Below are 22675 nucleotides of genomic sequence, written 5' to 3'. Positions count from 1 at the left end.
CGCCCCGTTTCGTTCGCAATTTATGTGCTGATTGCATTCATAACTATAACATTTTTTTCCATTTGACATCCCACATTATTTCTGAAGTTGATTCTCCATTGATTTTGCCAGTTCATTTGGCTCTACTATTCTACTACATCAGCCAATAAAGTAATGTTTACAGCGACTGAAAATTAATTCCACTCACTTTTGCTGTTTCTGTTAAATCTACTAAAATACCATCTGCAATAGCATCTTCTCTTCTCATAGATATGATATTATCTAAAAAATATTTTCTAATTCAATTTTTCAGCCTTTCCATTAAATAAAAAAGCCACCTCTAATTAATTAGAAAGGTAGCTCTATATTTTAATACTATTTTAACTTAGTAACTTGAATTAAAATACCTGCTAAAACAAGTAAAAATCCTATTGTTATTGGTATTAATGAGAATATTACCAAGTTTCCTGCAAAAACAGCCGGGTCACCAGCTTCAGAATACATAGTGAATTCCATTCCAATCTTCTGACTCAGCAAAATCAATAATAAGCCAAGTATTTCTAATACAACACTAAAAACACTAATTTTTTTTCTCATTTTTTCACCACTTTAAACGTAATTGTGCATAAGCTTTGAATTGTGTATCGAAACTCTTTTTAACTTCGGGAGCTTTAAAGGATATTTCTAAACTTCCATCAACACCGCTTGTTCCACCAGTAGCTCCAATAGAGAAAGAATCAACGCCAAAGCTTACATTCTTCGTTTGATGCATATAAACGGCTCCGGCATTTAACCATTTTGTATTCCAAGTTGTGTCTTTTTCTAATTTCACCTGCATTGTTTGAACAATATCTTGTACTTCATATACATCCCAATCATCTTTTAAATTCTGGACTAAACTAATTCCTGTTTTATTAACATCCCATAGGTTAGCTTCATTCACTCTATCATACGTATATGTAATTACTTTTTTCTTACCATTCCATGGATTTACTCCAGTTGCTACTTGTGTTCCATATAGTGACGACAAAATATAATTGTAATCATCTGTTGAATCCCAAGCTACAGATATAATATCTTTTAGTCTATTTGCAGGAACCTTTTTCCAATCCATTTTAGCAGTTAGTAAGAAAGTATTGCTTGTTAATTTTTTTATAGTGATAGTTAACTTTTTATAGTTACTGTTACTATTAGTGCCTGTTGTACTGGAAGCCAATCCTCCATCATCTGCAACTGCAAACAGTGAAACAGAATCATTACTTAAAGCTTTTTGTTTAATTGATTGGGCAGCTTTACTATCATCTTCTAATATTTCTTGAGTATTTTCTTTCAATTCAGATACTTCTTCATTAAACTCTGCTTGTGTTAAAATTTCTTGTTCCGTATCAATAACTTCAGGGTTTTCTTCGTTAACCCAATTTTCATCCTCAAAGTATTCAGTCGTTTTTATGAATTCTGTGACAACCTGTGTGTCTAAAACGGCTTCTTCTTTTGTGGCATTATATTGTTCTTCCGTCATGTTATTAATATAATCATCTATATATCCTAACTCTTTTAATCTGTTTCTCTCTGTATCTGAAATAACGACACCATCACTAACACCATTTACATTACCTTCTTTTTGTGTTTCGTTTGTTTCTGCTTTTACTAGATTATTACTAGAAACAATAATTAAAAAAACGACTGCACAAATTAATAGTTTTTTTAAAAACATTTTTGTCATATATTACCTCCTAATTATGATAGATTAAATATATGACAGAAATTGCAAAAAGTAAACAAAGTTCTAAAAATTGAAACTTTTTTATGAAACGAATTTTTCGTTTACTTAAAAAACACCACTACAGGTTTGGTCACAGGGACGCTCCGAAATTTGTCGAAGAATTCTTGGTCACAGTGACGCCCCGAAATATGTCGAAGATTGATAGAGAATTAGATTGTGTGAATGATAAACTTAAATAGTAGTTGGATATTGGAGGGGGGTGGCGTTTTTCCCTTTCCAATGGCAAACCGATAATAAATTCTTGCTGCACAGTGAGGCACTGAAAAATCTTGTTTCACAGGAAGTTCTACGAGAGAATTTGTGTGAAATTGCTAAAGGAGAAGTACAGCAGTAGTGCTATATTTGAATAGTTAAATATAATCCTTTTTTCTCTGTAGAGAATAGTTAGTTCGACAGGAATTTTTCTCTCTTGTATTGAAATAGTAAGTAAAAAATTATGGAGTGATACTATGCCGCACTGGACCCCAATTAAAAATGAGCCTTTTATTAATATTATGGATGACTATAGACGAGAAATTGAAAACAAAGATGCTAAAGCGACTAAAGAAATAACTAGGCAGTACGCACACAGGTTATATCAAGAGTATGAAATTTTAAGTGAACATACAGAGAATGCAGTATATGAACATCTTTCCTACTTCGATGACTTATTAGCTGGTATATCAAATATGAAACATGCAAAAAAAGACATTGGTTATTATGGGAATTTTCCAAGAACATTCAACAAAAACAAATTAAATTTAGCCAGAGTAATGAGATCTCGGTAGTTAATAAAGAGATATATAAATCTAGGTTGACTCAATGACTATTGTAGAAAAGTTTAGGTCACAGTGAAATCCCGAATAATCTTGTTTCACAGGAAAGTTTTACAAGAGTGTTTTGTGGGATTGCCGATGGAATTTGTCAAAGAGAAGTACAGCAGTTATATTGTTTTCTTCTTTCTTTTTATTTTCATTTTGGCAGGAAATTTGATTATTTTGTAGAATATTGGAGTGGTAGATTGTCTCTTCCTTTCCTCTGTTAGTTGTTCTTGTTCTAAAAAGAATTCCTTCTATATTAACCTCGATTGATTTATCTTCCTATTTTATTCTTTCTCGAATTGTTTCTTTCCCAGTGTGTTTTGATTCATCGTACTATAAAAATAAATAGTTTGGAGGGTTTTGTATGACCGTAAAGGTTTCAAGTATTGGTTTGAAAGGATTAGAGGGCTACCGTGTGCAGGTGGAGGTGCGGATATCACAGGACACGGAGTCTATGGTGATTGTTGGGTTGCCTGATGCTTCTGTTAAGGAGTCAAGGGAGAGGGTGTTGGCGTCGATTGCTCATTTTGATTTGGATGTGACGGATAAGAAGGTAGTTGTGAATCTATCTCCGCCTGATCAAAAGAAAAATGGTTCGCTATTTGATCTGGCTATCGCAATTGCTGCTTTGAAGGAACTGGGGGAGGTGAAGCGTGAGATTCCCATAGATACGGCGTTTATTGGGGCGTTATCCCTTGATGGTTCGGTTGCGAGTGGGGAAGGGATACTACCTGCTGTTATTGCGGCAAGGGGACTTGGGATCAAACGAGTGTATTTACCTTATGATTCGGTGCTGCCACTCCATATGCTACAGGATATTGAATGTATAGTTGTGTCTCATATCGAGGAAGTCGTTCAGCATTTGGAAGGGCAAGAAAGCATGCTGTCTCAACCTTCTTTTTCCTCAGAGAATCATCTAACTCCAGATGTTGCCACTCATCAAAAGGATTTCTGTCATGTAATTGGACAGGAGAAAGCGAAAAGAGCATTAGAAATTGCTGCAGCTGGTGAGCATAATTTGCTGATGAATGGTCCTCCTGGTTGTGGAAAGAGCTTGTTAGCTGAATCTTTTCCCTCCATCCTACCTTCATTAACAAATCAAGCACAACTCGAAGTGATGAGTTTGTATCAGCTTGCTCGTGAAAAACGTATCCATGTTCCCTCTGTTCCGTTCAGGCATCCACACCATTCTGCTTCTGCTGTCGCCATTATTGGTGGTGGGTCGAACCCGCGACCAGGTGAAATATCGATGGCTCACCATGGAATCCTTTTTCTCGATGAAATTGCAGAATTCTCCAAAAAAACGCTTGATATGCTCCGTCAACCACTTGAAACTGGTGAAGTAACCATTAGCAGAGCGCATTCTACTGTGACGTATCCAGCTTCTTTTATCCTAATAGGTGCTATGAACCCTTGTCCATGTGGATACCTCGGTTCTCTTCATCATTATTGCACCTGTTCCCAAAAGCAAATTCAAGCCTACCGAAATCGGTTGTCAGGTCCTATCTATGACCGAATGGACATCCTTTTATCCTTACAGTCAGTTAATGTTAACCGGTCCTCCACGACGCAAGAATCTTCTAATGATATTCGTAAAAGAGTGGAAAAAGCGCGCGTGCGCCAGTATGATCGGTATCAACAAGAAGTATCCAATGCGAAGGTTCCGTTTGAAATTTTGGTGGAAACGAGTGCCTTGACAACAGAACAGAAAAAGACGCTCACTCAAATATCTTCTAAGCAAAACTGGAGCAACCGTGTTCAGATAAAAATTATCAGACTCGCAAGGACCATTTCTGATTTAGCAGGGGAAGAAAGAATAGCTGATCAAGCCATTTGGGAAGCGATGACCTTAAGACGCTGGGGGCAGAATAAACAAACGACGATTGCGAGGGAGAAATGATGCCCTATAAGAAACGAGAGTATATACCAGAGCGATTTTATCATATTGTTTCCCGGGGAAATCGACGTGATCCTTTGTTTCGGAATGCCAGTGATTTTCAAGCATTTCTTCATATCCTAACACAACTCTACGAAAAGTACCCCTTTGAAATCGCCTCCTATTGCCTTATGAACAATCATTTCCATTTACAATTACGTTCTAGGGAAGTACCCATTTCAAAGCTAATGGCACTAATCAATAAACGTTATGCCAATTACTATAACACCAAATACCGTTTAACAGGCCATGTCTTTGAAAAACGTTTTTATGACAAAGTTATTGAGAACAAAGAAGGTATGTTAGAAGTTAGCCGTTATATACACCTTAACCCAGTTGAGGCGAGGATGGTTAAGCTCGCAGAATACTATCCTTGGAGTAGCTATCAATATTATAAGAAGAATTCGACAGTACCTTGTTTTATGAATGTGAATTTTTTACTAGATTATTATGAAGGAACATCGACACAGAAACGGGAAAAGTATTGTTGTAGCGTAACCTTTAATTAATATAAATTCAGGTGTCAGACACCGCGAAAAGTCTATTATCTTTCTCAAGAAGAATATCCAATAAAAGTAGATTATTACTATTTATCAAGTATCCCCCACTCAAACTTCAAGTTTAACATCTATTATTAAAGCTTCTTTCCTCTTTTAAGCTAGATACTTTCTTTTCCTTCCATCGAAGTATGTATCTTCTTTCTATAAAGTAAAGGTACCTAGGAATAACAAGAAAAGTGCTTTTCTAAAAGGAACCGATAATGGAAGGAAAGACGTATGATCAATTAGTCGAGGAGTTTACGCCGATGATCCATCATATGATGAAAAGGATGACTATTTATAAAGATAAGCAAGAGTTTTTTCAAATTGGGTTAATCAGTATTTGGGAAACAATGTCTACATTTGATGAAGAAAAAGGCAAATATAGCAATCATTTATATCGGCATATGCAAGGCAGATTTCTCGATGAATTGAAGCGCCGCACAAGAGAGGCGGAAAGAAGTGCTTATCCAAGTGAAGAGTTTTGGGAAGTAATGGAAAGCCCTATTTTATACAGAGAAGAAGAGGACTATATAAAAGGACTTTGTTATGAATTAAACGAAGGAGAAACAAAGTGGGTCATGTTTACCTTTATTGAACAGTTAACAGTTAAAGAGATTGCGAAGAAAGAACAGGTTTCTCCTTCAGCGGTTAAATGGTGGAGGAAAGGAGCGAAGGAGAAGTTGAAGCGGACGTTGGGCTTGTGAGGGAATCGGAGGGACGGTTCGGACCGTCCCTCTGCTTCCGTTCCATTGAACGGCCAACCTGATTCCGTTGCTCATTTTGACAAAAAAAGTTATGCTTAACGGAAAAAGGATTGTTTGCTATGGTTATTTTTTTTGGTATTTTGATAGTAAGTCTATTAATTCCGATTATTGCTTTGGTCTTGCTGAGTATTATGAAACTACTTAATCAGGAGTTTGATTATTTACATATGGAGAATAAACAAATTCAATTAGAAAAGCAGCTGCAGCAAATGGAGTATGAACAGCTCAGTCAAAAGATTCGTCCGCATTTTTTGTTTAATAGTTTAAATGCGATGATGTCCCTTGCTCGTTTGAAGCGAAATGATGATCTCATAACAGCTATGGAGCAATTTTCTTTATTTCTAAAGTATCAGCATGCAAATCAGACAGCGCTTGTCTTATTTGAAAGGGAATTATTCCATACAAACAATTACTTATCGATTCAGCAGCTTCGTTTTGGAAAAAAGCTTACGATCACGTATGAGCTAGATGAACGAGCCTATCAAACCCAGCTGCCGTCTTATACGTTACAAACGCTTGTTGAGAATGCCTTTAAGCATGGCTTGGAGAAAAAACGTGGCGAAAAGCATTTGATGATTGCCTTAAAGCGACATGGTGATTGGGTGAGATTAACAGTTTCTGATAATGGGGATAGAGCGATTGAGCAAAAAAGTGGGCATGGAACAGGGTTGGAAAATATTAAAAAACGGTTGGAATTATTATTTGAAATGTACACAGATGTTTCATTAAAACGTAAAGATAACGCAACAGAGGCAACAGTCATTTGGCCATATACGCCGGAGGGTGAAAGATGAATATATTAATAGTAGATGATGAACCATTGGAACTGGAACAACTCTCCTTTCTAGTAGCAAAGAAATTTCCAGATTGGAATATCTATACGTCAGAAGATGCGAGTGAAGCAAAGCTCCTGCTAAGAGAGACAAACTTCTCCCTTGCATTAGTGGATATTCAATTACCAGGTGAATCAGGTTTGAAGTTTTGTGAATTTTTGCAATCTAATAATAATCAAATAGAAGTGGTCCTTATTACCGCACATCAGGACTTTCAATATGCTAAACAAGCAATTAAGCTACATGTGATGGATTACTTAGTGAAACCAGTTATTGAGAAAGAATTCTACGATATGCTTGCTGACTTTATGGATAAACACGCATGGATTGATACCAAGTCGACGCTCGTTAATAGCGTGCTTCAGATTATTCGCGAACATTATCAAGAAAAACTACAGCTTGCAGATGTAGCGAGTCAAGTATATGTTTCTCCAACATACCTTAGTAAAAAATTCGCGGAAGAAACGGGGGAAAAGTTTACAGGGTATATAACAAGATTTCGCATAAAAAAAGCAAAACAATTGATGCAGGAAAACCCACATTGGTCCTTATTTGAAGTAGCCCAAAGAGTTGGATTTTCCAGCCAGCATCACTTTAGTAATTCCTTTAAGAAAGTGGAAGGAATCACCCCTAGTCAATTAAAGGAGAAGCTCCATGATTGATTGGTATATTCTCTTATTTATCGGTTTTTTTGTCCTTATCCTTTTTATTGAAAAAATTGGTGCACATCGCAGTATCCATGAATACATGGTAACAAGTCGTGAACTTGGGTTAAGTGCAGGGACGTATGGAATCTCGCTACAATTTATCTCAGGCGTGACCGTTGCTGTCCCTATATTGTCCATGCAAGCTTTTCAGTTAACGACATTTCCCATCCTGATCATCTGTACATATGGTTTGTACCTATTATTGAACAACATCATGACCAAAGAAAAAGTGAAGCAGGTTACAGACGCGAAAGGTAATTCCCATCTGTGGTTCTTTGCTTTTTCCAGCATGGCAAGTCTATTTGTGCAATTTACGATTCTTGCTTATTTTTTATTGGATGTATTATCCGTTGGAGGAATTGCCATTTTTATCAGCTTTTGCTTCGTATTTTTTGGCTTAGGTGGAAGCTATGGTGTTAGGAAGATAGGCTCAACCATCTTTTATGCAATCTTCCTTGTCGGAGTTATTGTTACATTATTTTTATATTTAGGGGAAGGGGTTCAGACTATATACACTAAATATCAGGGAGAGATGTTTAGTGGCAACATTGCTGATGTGATTTTTGCCAGTATGACGTTTGTTTTGGTTGTATTTGGACAAGCTTGCACAAACCTAACTTTTTGGCAAACAGCAAGTGCCGTGAAGTCCAATCACCGAGTCACCGTATTACGTCTTTCTACTTTTATTTGGTTCGCATTTATGCTTTCGATTTTTTCCTTTAGCTTCTTTCTGTTTGTCCAAAATCAAGCAGTGGAGCAAATGAATCAAGTCATCATTCATATCATCATTTTTATCGTACTAGGAGCATTAGCAATTGGAATCGGGACATCCCTATTTTCACTAATTAGTGTCTTTTTAAAGATAAAGAGTAGGGACAGAACTAATCATTATGCGTACAGATTACTAAGGCATGGATACTTAATAGGGGTTATGAACTCATGGTCACAGTGACGCCCCGAAGTTTGTCGAAGATTGATAGAGAATTAGATTGAGTGAATGATAAACTGAAATAGTTGAGTATTGCGAATAGACTGAGCCGGCAGTGCGGAGTTTTGAGCCACTATTTGCGGACATCTGAGCCAGTAAGTGCGGGGAAAAAGCCACTTTTTTGGTCACTTTTTCATGTCTACTAATAGGGGCTCGCTGCACTGTGACCTAGAATTTAACACATCAACCTTTCAATAAAGGTAAAAAGGGATAGATACACATTTCACTAAGTAAGAAATGTACCTATCCCTTTTTCTATTTACATACAAAACTATCAATATTATAATGTAAGCGTAAAATAATGCCCACCTAGTTTTTCAGGTGGGCATTAGTGTATTCTCTATTTAAGTTTAGCTGGAATCCGGCATTCCTCTGGAATAGTCTTTGACCACGGAAGGAACTGGTCAAGTGCTTCCTGATCATCTATATCTATTTGTGGCAGCTGTTCAAAAAGATAAGTTAAATAATTTAATGGATTTAATTGATTCTCTTTGGCCGTTTCGACAATGCTGTAGATGACCGCACTGGCAGTTGCTCCTTTCATCGATTGGGCAAATAGCCATGCTTTTCTTCCCATAACGAATGGTTTAATCGAACGTTCTGCTCTATTATTATCGAGTTCAAGTCGCCCGTCTTTCATAAAGACAATGAGTTTTGACCATTGGTTTAAACTATAATTGTTTATGGCAAACTAAATATGTAGGGAATGGCAGTTAATTTGTGTAGGGCCCTCCGGGCCCTACACAAATTAAAAAAACCACTTGTCAACTTCTCATAATAACTTTAAACTCCTCGTTGGACCAACAACGTTTAACAGGAGGCTATTAGGAGATGTTAGCAGTGGCACAAATTGATTATATCAGACATGAAGTGAATCAAAACTCTAGGTCACAGTGACGCCCCGAAATTTGTCGAAGATTGATAGAAAATTAGATTGTGTGAGTGATAAACTGAAAGTAAGCGTCAAATAGACCCCACCTATGTTTTAGATGGGGCCTGGGTTATTATTTAGTTAAGTTTTTTAAATGAAATACAAGACACTGGTAGTGTCGTTGACCAAGGAAGTAGTTGGTCAAGGTTATCATGATCTGTCAGATCCAAGTTGGGAAGCTGCTCAAATAGATAGCGAAGATAGTAATATGGATTCAATCCGTTTGCGATCGCTGTCTCCACGATACTGTATATGATGGCACTGGCTCTCGCACCATTTGGTGTGTTACTAAACAACCAAGCCTTCCTTCCAAGCACTACTGGCTTAATAGCCCTTTCGCTTCTATTGTTATCAATTTCTAATCGACCATCCTCTAGAAATGCCACTAACTTATCCCACTGGTTTAGACAGTATGTAATAGCTTTGCCGAGACCACTTTTAGGCAATACATGTTGTTCTTGTACTTTTAGCCATGACAAAAAAGAGTCTAGTATTGGTTTACTTTGCTCTAGACGTTGTTTATACCGTTCTTCCGGCTCTAATTCCTTTAACTTTCGCTCAATCGTGAAAAGTTGATTACAGAATTGGAGACCTTCGGTCGCAGCGACTGGTTTTATACTATTTGTAGGCAGTGCTTTTAAGACATCGGTAAAACCACGTCTGGCATGAGCCTTATCCGAGAACTTAGATAAGGCTCATTATCCAAGAAGTTTGATTATCCGAGAAGAATTACTGTATGTCCTTAAAATACAGCAATTCTTCTCTTTTTTCTTAGATAATTATTTGATACACATTTCGGTTTTCAATTCAGAAAATCTGGAATTCTATTTGACCTTTGAGAAGTTTTTCTTTCATCTATATTTGAAGGGAACCATTTTTCATTCCACTCTTTTAAATGCCTGTTAACCGTGTCTTGGGAAATATCCGCATAAATCTGAGTCGACTGTAGAGATGCATGTCCCAAAAAATTCTTTATCACAACCAGAGGAACACCGGCTTCAAGCATATGGCTGGCAGTTGTATGTCTCATAGAATGAGGTGGATAACTACCAGCAAGAAACATGGACGGTTTTTCTTTTTTAGCAACGGTAATATACTTTTTGAATATTCCCTCTATACAGGAAACCGACATCTGCTCATGCGTTTGGCTTGAAAATATATGCCTTTCAGGTTTATCACTGATTTTTCTGTGCTCAATATACTTCTTAAGTGGGGTGGCACAGGCGATAGGAATACCGATACGGCGGCTCTTTCTGCCTTTCCCCGTAATATTTAGTGTAGCGCCTTTTGGATGAAACTGAACATTTCCGACCGTAAGGTCACATATTTCTTGTGCACGCGCTCCGCTTGCATACATAAGACTTAACTCTTGGTCACAGTGACGGCCCGAAATTTGTCGAAGATTGATAGAGAGTTAGATTGTGTGAATGTGATAAACTGAAATAGCAACTGAATATTGTGAGGGTGGTTGGTTGTTGTGCTTCTTTCCGTTTAGGAAAGGAGGTGATAATCATGGAAACATTTCTTGAATTTCTTCGTGAAGTTCTGAAGGGGATTGTGCGTGAGATAAGCGCCTATTTCTTTCGGAAGAACATATTAGAAAAGTAAGCGTCAAACTATACCCACATGGTTTGACGCTTTTTTATATGTAAGCGTCAAATAGACCCCACCTATGTTTTAGATGGGGCCTGGGTTATTAACTCTTGGTCACAGTGACGGCCCGAAATTTGTCGAAGATTGATAGAGAGTTAGATTGTGTGAATGTGATAAACTGAAATAGCAACTGAATATTGTGAGGGTGGTTGGTTGTTGTGCTTCTTTCCGTTTAGGAAAGGAGGTGATAATCATGGAAACATTTCTTGAATTTCTTCGTGAAGTTCTGAAGGGGATTGTGCGTGAGATAAGCGCCTATTTCTTTCGGAAGAACATATTAGAAAAGTAAGCGTCAAACTATACCCACATGGTTTGACGCTTTTTTATATGTAAGCGTCAAATAGACCCCACCTATGTTTTAGATGGGGCCTGGGTTATTATTTAATTCTTGGTCACAGTGACGCCCCGAAATATGTCGAAGATTGATAGAGAATTCGAGGTCACAGGGACGCCTCGAAATATGTCGAAGATTGATAGAGAATTAGATTGTGTGAATGATAAACTTAAATAGCAACTGGATATTGGTGGTTGGTTGTTGCGCTTTTTTCCGTTAAGGAAAGGAGCTGGTAATCATAGAACATTTCTTGAATTCCTTCGTGAAGTTTAGAAGATGATTACAGCCGCGTAATTTTACCACTCTTGCCCATTCTTTTTACAAGGTAAGCGTCAATCAACTAGGCTCCACCTATTAATTTAGATGGAGCCTAGTTTAGTTGGCAAGCAAAAATCTTTACCACTTGCCAACTGTTCGTGTAGGATAATTTTAGTAATCCGCCGAAAACCTAAGAGCCTTTCTTAAATGTAATATGGAGAGAACGGAAGTGCTTTCTCAGCGAGTTTATCAAAATCTAAGGAATTGATTTCTTCAATTATTGATACATCACTTTCATCAAAGTTTGGAGTCATCCCTCCACAAATGCTTGCTGAAATAGCGCCGATTGTATCTGTGTCAGCTCCTAAACTTGCACTGATTTTTGCGGCTTTCATCGGGTCTCCATTAGCGAGCTGTACAACAGCCAAGACAGCAGGAATGGTTTCAATCGTTTCTACCCCAGTTCCTAATTCGTTGACAATTCGTATGATAGCTTCTTCTTCGAGACAATTATCAACAATGTCGCGGACATATTGAATGCGGAAGGATAAGGATGGACTCGGAAACTCGGCCCCAATTCCTTTTGAGTCTTCGGCAACTTTTATAGCAAGTTCCCACATTTCGTTTAGATCCTTCCCTCCAGCAGCAACATAACTAATGCAGGCTGCTACTACACAAGCGCCAGATACAGCTATGCTCGAGTTATGTGTTGGTAAACAAATGTCATACACATTTTTCATTAACTCATCTAATTGGTTGTATTCGGATATAAGTCCGATTGGTGAAATCTTCATTGCGGCGCCATTGGTTGTATTGCCATATCCAGTTTTGTTAATAGGAACGCCATTTTTAATTGCTTGGACAGCTCTAAGAGTGGATGGACCGGAAACTAATTTAGAATCTTTTGCATTAGAAATCCACTCTGTCAAATGCTTAATATAATCCATCGCATAAACTCATGGTCACAGTGACTCCCCGAAATTTGTCGAAGATTGATAGAGAGTTAGATTGTAAGCGTCAAATAGGCCCCACCTATTAATTAGATGGGACCTAAGTTATTATTTAGATAACTTTTTAAAAGATACAAGAAACTGGTAAAGTTGTTGACCAAGGAAGCATTCGGTCTAAGGCATTCATATCTGTCAAATTCATATTGGGAAGCTGCTCAAATAGATAGCGAAGATAGTAATATGGATTTAATCCATTTGCGATTGCTGTCTCCACCATACTGTATATGATGGCACTGGCTCTAGCACCTTGCGGTGTATTACTGAACAGCCATGCCTTTCTTCCGATCACTACTGACTTGATCGACCGTTCACTTCGATTATTATCGATTTCTAATCGACCATCCTCCAAAAAGGCTATTAGTTTATCCCATTGATTGAGGCAGTATGTCACCGCCTTGCCCATTCCACTTTTAGGGAGTACTTTTTGTTCTTGTATTTTTAGCCATGACAAAAAAGCGTCTAGTACTGGTTTGCTTTGTTTAAGACGTTGTTCAAAACGTTCCTTCGGGTCTAATTCTTTTACTTTTCTCGTAAGCGTCAAATAGACCCCACCTATGTTTTAGATGGGGCCTGGGTTATTATTTAGTTAAGTTTTTTCACTAGTGTTGCATAAATGTTGTTAGAATATTCAGTTTAAATATGTCCCCTGTTAAGAGCCAAAAAAGTAAATACCCAACTAAAGGTGGATCCATCCATTTGGAAATTTTTTTACAATTAGACTTAAGAGACGACGACAATTTGTTTATTAAGGAATGGTTTTTCCTTCAATCTTTCGAAGCCAAATATGTGCTGGTTTCCACAAAGCTGCCCGTAAATATCGGCTAATTTGTAGGGTTTTTCGTTTACTTTTTGTCTCGATTTGTGCGAGAACATGCAGGCAAAAAACAATAAGTGCGATAAACACTTGATTCTGAATTGCCCATTCGCTTTGGCCGTAAAACTTTTTGATATGGAGATGTTGTTTAATCCATTTGAAAAATAACTCAATCGCCCAGCGTGATTTATACATCTTTGAGATTTCTTCAGCACTTAAATCAAAACGATTTGTGATTAAATGAAGCTCATTTCCTTTTGAATCAATCACTTTTAGAAGACGAAAGTAATTTTCGGCACGGTTTTGCGTCGTACCAATCAACACCATTTGATCCGACAAAACAGATGTATTCTCGGGTAGTTTAAAATCGTAAACCTCCCGTATGACTGCGTTTTTTCGCAGCCTAGAAAGGAAAAAGTAGCCGTCATCTGTCATCCGATCAAAGCGTTCGTAGTCTAAGTAACCACGGTCAAACACATACATACATTCCTTGTCATCAACCATTACTTCAAGCTGACCGCGGTCATGTTCTTTGGCCGTTGTCATAATGGCCTTTTCGGGATAGGATATACCTTTTTCCATAAACACAAGGCGTAAGTGCAATTTAACACCCGCTTTTGTTTTGCGGAATTTTGCCCATTTATGATTAGTCAAATTGAGAGGCAATGTGCTTGAATCAATGATTTTTAATGGCATCACAAGTTTCGTGTTGTGCGTTTTGGCATGAATTTGTGAAACTAAATCAAGGAAAAGCTTTTGGAATAAGTCTGGATTCATGCCATTTAAACGGCGTGAGAGTTGGGAAATACTGATAGAATCAAGATCAATGCCCTTTTGCAGTTGATCATCGAAAAGACAATCGCTCAGCGCATGCAGACTTTCGACTTCTTCTAGCTGCGCAAAAAGTAATAATTTTAGAAATGACTCTGTCGTTAGTTTTTTCGTATAGAAATCTAATTTCAACGTTTTCACGTTTTCTTCAAATAATTGAAGATTTATTGGTGAAAACCATTGTCCAAATGAAGTTTTTCGTGTAATCTTGTCCATGAGATTGGTCCTTTTTTAGTGGATTTGGACGGGTTACCACCTGACTTATCCATTATAAAGGACTTTTTCTATGCATAAAATAATAAAAGTGAACATTTCGAGTATTTTTAATAGTGAAATTAAATTAATGCAACACTAGTGAAGTTTTTTAAATGAAATACAAGACACTGGTAGTGTCGTTGACCAACTACTTCCTTGAATTCTACGAATATAGTCAACAACAAAAGACAGAGGAGTTCAGAGAGAAATATAAAAAAAGAGCTTGTCAGGAGTGGAAGAACGGTGAGATGAAAAATTTTCACGGGCTAGATCGTGCCAGGGGGTACGGTCTAAAAAGCATGTCCATACAGGCAAAACTTACTGCCTTAGCAGTAAATCTAAAGAGGATAGCAGCTATCCTATCCTCTCAAAAGGCTGGTTCAATTTCTAAAAGAACTGAAAAACACTATGTTTTTCCCAATTTATTGGCATATCTAGATATTTCAGCCCTTTTATTCAAATCTAGTTTCTAAAAAAATGGACTTTTTCAGTGGTCTCGGACCGTCCCTCTGCTTCCGTTCCATTGAACGGCCAACCTGATTCCGTTGCTCATTTTGACAAAAAAAGTTATGCTTAACGGAAAAAGGATTGTTTGCTATGGTTATTTTTTTTGGTATTTTGATAGTAAGTCTATTAATTCCGATTATTGCTTTGGTCTTGCTGAGTATTATGAAACTACTTAATCAGGAGTTTGATTATTTACATATGGAGAATAAACAAATTCAATTAGAAAAGCAGCTGCAGCAAATGGAGTATGAACAGCTCAGTCAAAAGATTCGTCCGCATTTTTTGTTTAATAGTTTAAATGCGATGATGTCCCTTGCTCGTTTGAAGCGAAATGATGATCTCATAACAGCTATGGAGCAATTTTCTTTATTTCTAAAGTATCAGCATGCAAATCAGACAGCGCTTGTCTTATTTGAAAGGGAATTATTCCATACAAACAATTACTTATCGATTCAGCAGCTTCGTTTTGGAAAAAAGCTTACGATCACGTATGAGCTAGATGAACGAGCCTATCAAACCCAGCTGCCGTCTTATACGTTACAAACGCTTGTTGAGAATGCCTTTAAGCATGGCTTGGAGAAAAAACGTGGCGAAAAGCATTTGATGATTGCCTTAAAGCGACATGGTGATTGGGTGAGATTAACAGTTTCTGATAATGGGGATAGAGCGATTGAGCAAAAAAGTGGGCATGGAACAGGGTTGGAAAATATTAAAAAACGGTTGGAATTATTATTTGAAATGTACACAGATGTTTCATTAAAACGTAAAGATAACGCAACAGAGGCAACAGTCATTTGGCCATATACGCCGGAGGGTGAAAGATGAATATATTAATAGTAGATGATGAACCATTGGAACTGGAACAACTCTCCTTTCTAGTAGCAAAGAAATTTCCAGATTGGAATATCTATACGTCAGAAGATGCGAGTGAAGCAAAGCTCCTGCTAAGAGAGACAAACTTCTCCCTTGCATTAGTGGATATTCAATTACCAGGTGAATCAGGTTTGAAGTTTTGTGAATTTTTGCAATCTAATAATAATCAAATAGAAGTGGTCCTTATTACCGCACATCAGGACTTTCAATATGCTAAACAAGCAATTAAGCTACATGTGATGGATTACTTAGTGAAACCAGTTATTGAGAAAGAATTCTACGATATGCTTGCTGACTTTATGGATAAACACGCATGGATTGATACCAAGTCGACGCTCGTTAATAGCGTGCTTCAGATTATTCGCGAACATTATCAAGAAAAACTACAGCTTGCAGATGTAGCGAGTCAAGTATATGTTTCTCCAACATACCTTAGTAAAAAATTCGCGGAAGAAACGGGGGAAAAGTTTACAGGGTATATAACAAGATTTCGCATAAAAAAAGCAAAACAATTGATGCAGGAAAACCCACATTGGTCCTTATTTGAAGTAGCCCAAAGAGTTGGATTTTCCAGCCAGCATCACTTTAGTAATTCCTTTAAGAAAGTGGAAGGAATCACCCCTAGTCAATTAAAGGAGAAGCTCCATGATTGATTGGTATATTCTCTTATTTATCGGTTTTTTTGTCCTTATCCTTTTTATTGAAAAAATTGGTGCACATCGCAGTATCCATGAATACATGGTAACAAGTCGTGAACTTGGGTTAAGTGCAGGGACGTATGGAATCTCGCTACAATTTATCTCAGGCGTGACCGTTGCTGTCCCTATATTGTCCATGCAAGCTTTTCAGTTAACGACATTTCCCATCCTGATCATCTGTACATATGGTTTGTACCTATTATTGAACAACATCATGACCAAAGAAAAAGTGAAGCAGGTTACAGACGCGAAAGGTAATTCCCATCTGTGGTTCTTTGCTTTTTCCAGCATGGCAAGTCTATTTGTGCAATTTACGATTCTTGCTTATTTTTTATTGGATGTATTATCCGTTGGAGGAATTGCCATTTTTATCAGCTTTTGCTTCGTATTTTTTGGCTTAGGTGGAAGCTATGGTGTTAGGAAGATAGGCTCAACCATCTTTTATGCAATCTTCCTTGTCGGAGTTATTGTTACATTATTTTTATATTTAGGGGAAGGGGTTCAGACTATATACACTAAATATCAGGGAGAGATGTTTAGTGGCAACATTGCTGATGTGATTTTTGCCAGTATGACGTTTGTTTTGGTTGTATTTGGACAAGCTTGCACAAACCTAACTTTTTGGCAAACAGCAAGTGCCGTGAAGTCCAATCACCGAGTCACCGTATTACGTCTTTCTACTTTTATTTGGTTCGCATTTATGCTTTCGATTTTTTCCTTTAGCTTCTTTCTGTTTGTCCAAAATCAAGCAGTGGAGCAAATGAATCAAGTCATCATTCATATCATCATTTTTATCGTACTAGGAGCATTAGCAATTGGAATCGGGACATCCCTATTTTCACTAATTAGTGTCTTTTTAAAGATAAAGAGTAGGGACAGAACTAATCATTATGCGTACAGATTACTAAGGCATGGATACTTAATAGGGGTTATTGCTTGTAGTGTGTTAGGTCTATTAGCGATCTTCTTGTCGGAGAGTATGTCTGCATGGCTTCCGTTTTTCCTAGGTTTTTTTGGAGCGGCAGGTTGTCCTTTTATAATCGGACGAACATTTCGGGCAAAGAATGTTACCCTGATTATGGTAGTTATGACATTAGTGAGCATTGGATTGACTATATGGATGGAAGAGATTTGGTTAGTCGCTCCAATCGCAGCATTGATTTGCTGTTTTGTATTATTTATTTTGGAAAAATATAAATAATCTGAAAATAAGCCAGTTTTGTGCAAAAAGACTTCAAAATTTTGCAAACATTCTCCGGGTAAACAAGCTAGAATAGGTAGTAACATTTCTAGGAGGGGATAAGCATGGCGAACCATTTATCAAAAGAATCGTATATTTATGCAATGGATAAAGCAAACAAGCCGGCAATGACACTGCAGTCAGGATCACAAGTGGTCATTGATACATATGATTGTTTCCAAGATCAGATTACTTCCAATGACACAACATTTCAGGCAATTGACTGGGATCAAATTAATCCGGCAACTGGACCAATCTTCGTGGAAGGAGCGCAGCCAGGAGATATTCTGAAAGTGAAGATTGATAACATTGAGCTTGGAGAAAGAGGGGTTATGGTAGTTGGTCCTGGCCTTGGCGTGATGGGGGATGAAATCAAAAACTTCACGGCGAAGATCATTCCAATTCAAGATAACAAGGCGATTTTTAATGACAAACTAGCATTGCCATTAAATCCAATGATTGGTGTAATTGGTGTTGCTCCGGAAAAGGAAGCAGTCAATAACGGAACACCAGGAGCGCACGGTGGAAACATGGACACAAAACTAATCACAACTGGCGCGACACTTTACTTTCCAGTTTTTCAAGAGGGAGCCTTATTTGCATTAGGCGATTTACACGCTGCAATGGGAGACGGGGAAATTGGTGTATCTGGTATTGAAATTCCTGCAAAGGTGACGGTAACGCTTGAGGTGATTAAAGGGCATAGCTTGAACTTCCCTGTTCTTGAAAATGAAGAGGGCGTAGCTTCTTTAGTTTCCATGAAATCATTGGATGACGCCGCAAATCAGGCTGTAAAAGAAATGATTCATCTATTAAGACCACATACTGACCTATCGCTCGAAGAATTCACTATGTTAATGAGTGCAGCTGGAGATTCGCAAATTAGTCAGATTGTCGATCCATTGAAAACAGCACGCTTCTTCGTTCCAAGAGCTATTTTGGAAGCATACAACATCGAACTTTTCCAAGAAGGAGCGAATTAAACGATGGCAGTTCCAGAGAAATCAACTTCAAACAATGCCCAAGTGTCTTCCACTGGCTATAAGCAAGAGCTTAAACGCTCTTTAACGTTTTGGGATTTACTGATATATGGTTTAGTTTTCATGGTACCAATCGCACCATTTGGTATTTATGGATCGGTTGCTCAAGGCTCCAATGGGATGGTTGCCTTAGCGTACTTAATAGGGATGGTTGGGATGATTTTCACAGCATTAAGCTATGCAAGAATGTCTGAGGCATTTCCAATCGCAGGCTCTGTTTATTCTTATGCACAACGTGGGATCAATGAGTCTGTTGGTTTTATTGCAGGCTGGTTAATCTTACTCGATTATATTTTTGTACCAGCGCTTTTATATTTAGTTAGTGCAGCGGCATTACATGATATAGTTCCAGAAATTCCGCTTTTAGTATGGCTTGTTATTTTCATCGGAATTAACACGGTAGTTAACGTAGTAGGTATTGAATTTACAGCAAAAGCGAACAAAATTATTGTTGTATTGGAGCTTATTGTTTTAGCTGTATTTGTGGTAACAGGTATTGTTGCCATTGTACAAGGGGTGAATGGAGCTGAATTCACATTTAAACCATTGTATGATGCGGATAACTTCAGCATGAGCGTGGTCATGGGAGCTGTGTCGATTGCGGTATTAAGCTTCTTAGGCTTTGACGCGATTTCAACATTAGCGGAGGAGTCCAAAGGTGGTAGCAAAGCAGTTGGTCGAGCAATTATCTTCTCCTTACTTGTAGTTGGCTTATTATTTATTATTCAAACATGGGTAGCAGCACTAATCTGGCCAGATTATACGACATTTGAAAATGCAGATGTTGCCTTCTATCAAATTGCGGAAATAGCTGGTGGTACTTGGTTGAAATGGACAACAATCTTAGCTACAGCCCTAGCTTGGGGAATAGCTGACGCACTCGTTGCACAAGCAGCCATTTCACGAATTCTTTACAGTATGGCTCGTGACCGTAAGCTACCAAAGTTTTTATCAAAAATTCACCCGAAATTCAAAACACCATATGCAAGTACATTAGTAGTAGCAGTAATCTCTTTAATCGTAACAGCATTCTTTTCATCCAAAATTAACTCCTTAGCTTCCGTTGTTAACTTTGGCGCGTTATCAGCATTCTTATTCTTACATGCATCGGTTGTCATTTACTTTATTAAAAAACAAAAAAGTAAAGATTATGTTAGACATCTCGTGTTACCACTAATCGGATTTGCCGTTATTGGCTACGTATGGATTAACCTAGACCCATTGTCTAAGAAATTAGGATTTATTTGGTTGGCAATCGGGATTGTTTATTTGATTTTGTTGAAAGTTTTTAAGAAGGATACTTCTTTGGATTTGGAGGAGTAGAGGTAATAGGTATGGTGCCAGGCACCATAAAAAGACAAATTGTACATTCTGTCTTTCTCAGAAGGACAAAGGGAAAGGAATCCAGGCTGTCGAGAAAGTCTCGACAGCCTTTAATTTTTTATATTTACTTTATCTATTCACCGCGGTAATTTGATATAATATAATTATCAAATATAGGTTGGTGATTTCGATGTTACATACCCGTTCTCATACTCAAAACGAAGTAGAATTTGTTCTTTTAGATGAGCTTGTTCCAGCTAATCATCTCTTACGAAAAATTGATAAACACATTGATTTTTCTTTTATCCTCGATAAAGTCCGTCCTTATTACTCCGAAGACAATGGTCGTCCATCTTTAGATCCCTTGATTTTATTTAAAATGATGTTTATCGGTTATTTATATGGCATCCGTTCCGAAAGACAATTAGAGCGGGAAATTCAAGTAAATCTCGCTTATCGTTGGTTCCTTGGTTTAAAAATTACCGATCCTGTTCCTCATCATTCTACGATTAGTTGGAATCGGTGTAATCGATTTAAAGATACCACTGTCTTTCAGGACATTTTCGACGAGATTGTTCTTTTAGCGATGAATCATAAAATGGTTGGAGGGAGAGTTTTATTTACTGATTCTACTCATTTGAAAGCGAATGCCAATAAACATAAATTCACCAGAGAAACGGTGAAAGTGGAAACACGTGAATACGTGGAAGAATTAGATAAAGCGATTGAGGAGGATCGGACTGCCCACGGAAAAAAGCCTCTAAAGAAAAAGGAGGCAGTGGAGGAAACAAAGGAAATTCGGGTCAGTACAACGGATCCTGATTGTGGCTTTATGTCCCGTGATAATAAAACAAGAGATGTTCTGTTATTTAGATCACCGTACGACGGATATGAAGTTTAACATCATTACGGATGCCTTTGTTACCCCAGGGAATGTCCATGATTCTGTTCCTTATTTAGACCGACTTGATCGTCAAATCGATCGTTTCCAATTTCAAGTGGAAGCTGTTGCTTTAGATTCTGGTTATTTAACAAACCCTATTTGTAAAGGGATAGAAGAACGAAATATTTTTGGAGTAATCGCACATAGAAGATATAGTCCAGTAAAAGGACTCTTTCCCAAATGGAAATTCACTTACGATAAAGAAGCCGATTGTTACACTTGTCCAAACGGAGAAATACTGCCTTATCGCACAACAACTCGCGAAGGATATCGAGAATATAAATCAAATCCCAAACGATGTAAAGATTGCCCATTGCTTTCCCAATGTACTCGTTCTAAAAATCATACAAAAGTAGTTACTCGTCATGTTTGGGAAGAAAACAAGGAAAAGATTCGGTTAAATCGTCTTTCTAAATCAGGGAAGGCCCTTTATAAATTTAGAAAAGAAAAAGTAGAGCGAAGCTTCGCAGATTCAAAAGAACTGCATGGGCTTCGCTACTGCCGGTTACGTGGAAAACAGAAGGCTGCCGAACAAGTATTAATGACAGCTACCTGTCAAAACATAAAGAAGATTGCCATGCATCTATCCAGAATGGGATAGGGGCATGAGAGTCTTTTTTTTAAAAACTTCTATAAAAGAACCTACCATTCCATTTTTGATAATCCTATAAAAATAAAAAAGTGTAGAGAAAATAATACTTTCTCTACACTCTGAATCATTTAATTGATTTCTTTTCCTTTTTTTGTTTATTAACCTTGAACTTTGAAATTCGCTAATAATATTTATTCCTTTCTTCCCAAGCATGCTTGAGATTTTCTTGCTCATAAAAGGAAGAGGCATCTTCTACACTCTTATTTTGGTTAACATGGTTATTTTCTGCTAATTCCTCATCGGTTTGGCCAATTGCATTTAATACCGTTCCTACTGCTTGTATCCAGCTTCCACTAATTACTAAAAATAATCCTTTATCTTTATTGTTAAAGAGGATATGCTTCCCGCCGATTGCTTGGAAGGAGTTACCGACTGCCTGTGTGGTATTACCTAAGATATTTAATGTTTGTTCCGGTCCTGAGTTATCCAGCACCTCATCGACAGCTTCGACAAGTGCGCCGAATGCCTGAAGCCAATTCCCTTTAATGATTAATTTACTTTCTAAATCCTCCTCCAATAAAATATACGAACTGGCCACAACGGTATTTCCAATTGCTTGGATTTGTGTGCCAATCTTTTCAAATGTGACCGTTTCTTGTTGATCTGCCTGGACGGCATTTCCGAAAGCTTGTAAAATATTCCCTACTAAATCCAAGTTTTTAACTTCATCTTCACTAAGTATTTTCCAAGCACTATTTCCTAAAGCAGCAAGGACTGTTCCGATCACTTGCACCCATACAGAAGCAATTTCAACGCGATTCTTCACAATACCACGCTCGCATTTTCTTATTGATGTTTTTATAGGGTATTCAACTATGTGGTGCCTGGTACCTCAAAACTTATGGTCACAGTGACGCCCCAAAATTTGTCGAAGATTGATAGAGAATTAGATTGTGTGAATGTGATGAACTGAATTAGCAACTGAATGTTGTGAGGATGGTTGGTTGTTGCGCTTTTTTCCGTTTAGGAAAGGAGGAGATG

19 protein-coding genes and 4 pseudogenes are annotated in these 22675 nt (G+C 37.6%); 14 read left to right on the top strand and 9 right to left on the bottom strand.

Annotation, left to right across the window (positions count from 1 at the left end; genetic code table 11):
- Window positions 1–354 precede the first annotated feature (354 nt).
- Window positions 355–576: a hypothetical protein gene (locus tag HHU08_RS21805; protein ID WP_016205457.1), complete on the bottom strand. Its 222-nt coding sequence runs from the start codon at window positions 574–576 to the stop codon at window positions 355–357.
- A gap of 4 nt (window positions 577–580) precedes the next feature.
- Complete coding sequence (locus tag HHU08_RS21800) at window positions 581–1702, bottom strand: hypothetical protein (protein WP_169189324.1); 1122 nt, start codon at window positions 1700–1702, stop codon at window positions 581–583.
- Window positions 1703–2211: 509 nt separating this feature from the next.
- Here HHU08_RS21800 and HHU08_RS21795 point away from each other — a divergent pair.
- The 7 genes from HHU08_RS21795 (at window position 2212) to HHU08_RS21765 (ending at window position 8296) form a co-directional block, all read left to right on the top strand.
- Window positions 2212–2529 carry a hypothetical protein gene (locus tag HHU08_RS21795; RefSeq protein WP_048717642.1) on the top strand — a complete coding sequence of 106 codons (318 nt, stop codon included), beginning with the start codon at window positions 2212–2214 and terminating at the stop codon, window positions 2527–2529.
- Between the two features lie 397 nt (window positions 2530–2926).
- Window positions 2927–4462, top strand: coding sequence for a YifB family Mg chelatase-like AAA ATPase (locus HHU08_RS21790; RefSeq protein ID WP_169189323.1), 1536 nt, complete (start codon window positions 2927–2929; stop codon window positions 4460–4462).
- On the top strand, window positions 4459–5007 hold the full coding sequence (locus HHU08_RS21785; RefSeq protein ID WP_407939843.1) for a transposase: 549 nt from the start codon (window positions 4459–4461) through the stop codon (window positions 5005–5007). The genes HHU08_RS21790 and HHU08_RS21785 overlap by 4 nt, the downstream gene beginning before the upstream one ends.
- A 251-nt stretch (window positions 5008–5258) precedes the next feature.
- Window positions 5259–5744 carry a sigma-70 family RNA polymerase sigma factor gene (locus HHU08_RS21780; RefSeq protein WP_169189322.1) on the top strand — a complete coding sequence of 162 codons (486 nt, stop codon included), beginning with the start codon at window positions 5259–5261 and terminating at the stop codon, window positions 5742–5744.
- A 119-nt stretch (window positions 5745–5863) separates the two neighbouring features.
- Window positions 5864–6598, top strand: coding sequence for a sensor histidine kinase (locus HHU08_RS21775; protein WP_169189318.1), 735 nt, complete (start codon window positions 5864–5866; stop codon window positions 6596–6598).
- Complete coding sequence (locus HHU08_RS21770; RefSeq protein WP_169189317.1) at window positions 6595–7299, top strand: response regulator transcription factor; 705 nt, start codon at window positions 6595–6597, stop codon at window positions 7297–7299. Before HHU08_RS21775 ends, HHU08_RS21770 begins: the two co-directional genes overlap by 4 nt.
- Window positions 7292–8296 (top strand): hypothetical protein, encoded by a 1005-nt coding sequence (locus HHU08_RS21765; protein ID WP_169189321.1) that lies wholly within the window; start codon window positions 7292–7294, stop codon window positions 8294–8296. The genes HHU08_RS21770 and HHU08_RS21765 overlap by 8 nt, the downstream gene beginning before the upstream one ends.
- Before the next feature lie 376 nt (window positions 8297–8672).
- On the opposite strand, the pseudogene HHU08_RS21760 reads toward HHU08_RS21765, so the two are convergent.
- The 6 genes and pseudogenes from HHU08_RS21760 to HHU08_RS21735 form a co-directional block, all read right to left on the bottom strand.
- A pseudogene (locus HHU08_RS21760) lies at window positions 8673–9008 on the bottom strand (IS66 family transposase); the annotation flags it as partial.
- Between the two features lie 332 nt (window positions 9009–9340).
- A pseudogene (tnpC, locus tag HHU08_RS21755) lies at window positions 9341–9934 on the bottom strand (IS66 family transposase); the annotation flags it as partial.
- Between the two features lie 131 nt (window positions 9935–10065).
- On the bottom strand, window positions 10066–10620 hold the full coding sequence (locus HHU08_RS21750; RefSeq protein WP_169189320.1) for a tyrosine-type recombinase/integrase: 555 nt from the start codon (window positions 10618–10620) through the stop codon (window positions 10066–10068).
- A 1091-nt stretch (window positions 10621–11711) separates the two neighbouring features.
- Window positions 11712–12455 (bottom strand): ADP-ribosylglycohydrolase family protein, encoded by a 744-nt coding sequence (locus tag HHU08_RS21745; RefSeq protein ID WP_169189319.1) that lies wholly within the window; start codon window positions 12453–12455, stop codon window positions 11712–11714.
- A 127-nt stretch (window positions 12456–12582) separates the two neighbouring features.
- Window positions 12583–13029, bottom strand: a pseudogene (locus tag HHU08_RS21740) (IS66 family transposase); the annotation flags it as partial.
- A 234-nt stretch (window positions 13030–13263) separates the two neighbouring features.
- Window positions 13264–14379, bottom strand: coding sequence for an IS4 family transposase (locus HHU08_RS21735; RefSeq protein ID WP_100525938.1), 1116 nt, complete (start codon window positions 14377–14379; stop codon window positions 13264–13266).
- Between the two features lie 197 nt (window positions 14380–14576).
- Between HHU08_RS21735 and HHU08_RS21730 the strand changes: the two are divergent.
- The 7 genes and pseudogenes from HHU08_RS21730 to HHU08_RS21700 all read left to right on the top strand — a co-directional run.
- A pseudogene (locus HHU08_RS21730) lies at window positions 14577–14790 on the top strand (transposase); the annotation flags it as partial.
- A 225-nt stretch (window positions 14791–15015) separates the two neighbouring features.
- Window positions 15016–15750, top strand: a complete 735-nt coding sequence (locus tag HHU08_RS21725) for a sensor histidine kinase (RefSeq protein ID WP_169189318.1) — start codon at window positions 15016–15018, stop codon at window positions 15748–15750.
- A complete protein-coding gene (locus HHU08_RS21720) occupies window positions 15747–16451 on the top strand; it encodes a response regulator transcription factor (protein ID WP_169189317.1) in 705 nt (234 codons plus the stop codon). The genes HHU08_RS21725 and HHU08_RS21720 overlap by 4 nt, the downstream gene beginning before the upstream one ends.
- Entirely contained in the window at window positions 16444–17697 is a 1254-nt protein-coding gene (locus HHU08_RS21715) for a hypothetical protein (protein WP_169189316.1), read from the top strand. Before HHU08_RS21720 ends, HHU08_RS21715 begins: the two co-directional genes overlap by 8 nt.
- A 104-nt stretch (window positions 17698–17801) precedes the next feature.
- Window positions 17802–18719 (top strand): acetamidase/formamidase family protein, encoded by a 918-nt coding sequence (locus HHU08_RS21710; RefSeq protein ID WP_169189315.1) that lies wholly within the window; start codon window positions 17802–17804, stop codon window positions 18717–18719.
- Between the two features lie 3 nt (window positions 18720–18722).
- Window positions 18723–20099, top strand: a complete 1377-nt coding sequence (locus HHU08_RS21705; RefSeq protein WP_169189314.1) for an APC family permease — start codon at window positions 18723–18725, stop codon at window positions 20097–20099.
- Window positions 20100–20289: 190 nt separating this feature from the next.
- A protein-coding gene (locus tag HHU08_RS21700) for an IS1182 family transposase (RefSeq protein ID WP_212118362.1) occupies window positions 20290–21643 on the top strand; the annotation gives its coding sequence in 2 pieces (ribosomal slippage) (window positions 20290–20946 and window positions 20948–21643; 1353 coding nt in all).
- A gap of 172 nt (window positions 21644–21815) precedes the next feature.
- Here HHU08_RS21700 and HHU08_RS21695 read toward each other — a convergent pair.
- Complete coding sequence (locus HHU08_RS21695) at window positions 21816–22460, bottom strand: DUF6944 family repetitive protein (RefSeq protein WP_169189312.1); 645 nt, start codon at window positions 22458–22460, stop codon at window positions 21816–21818.
- Window positions 22461–22675 lie beyond the last annotated feature (215 nt).

Origin of the sequence: Niallia alba (assembly GCF_012933555.1) — a bacterium.
GTDB classification, from domain to species: Bacteria; Bacillota; Bacilli; order Bacillales; family Cytobacillaceae; genus Niallia; species Niallia alba.
The sequence above is the reverse complement of the archived record's forward strand: the minus strand, read 5'-3'. Positions and strand labels throughout refer to the sequence as shown.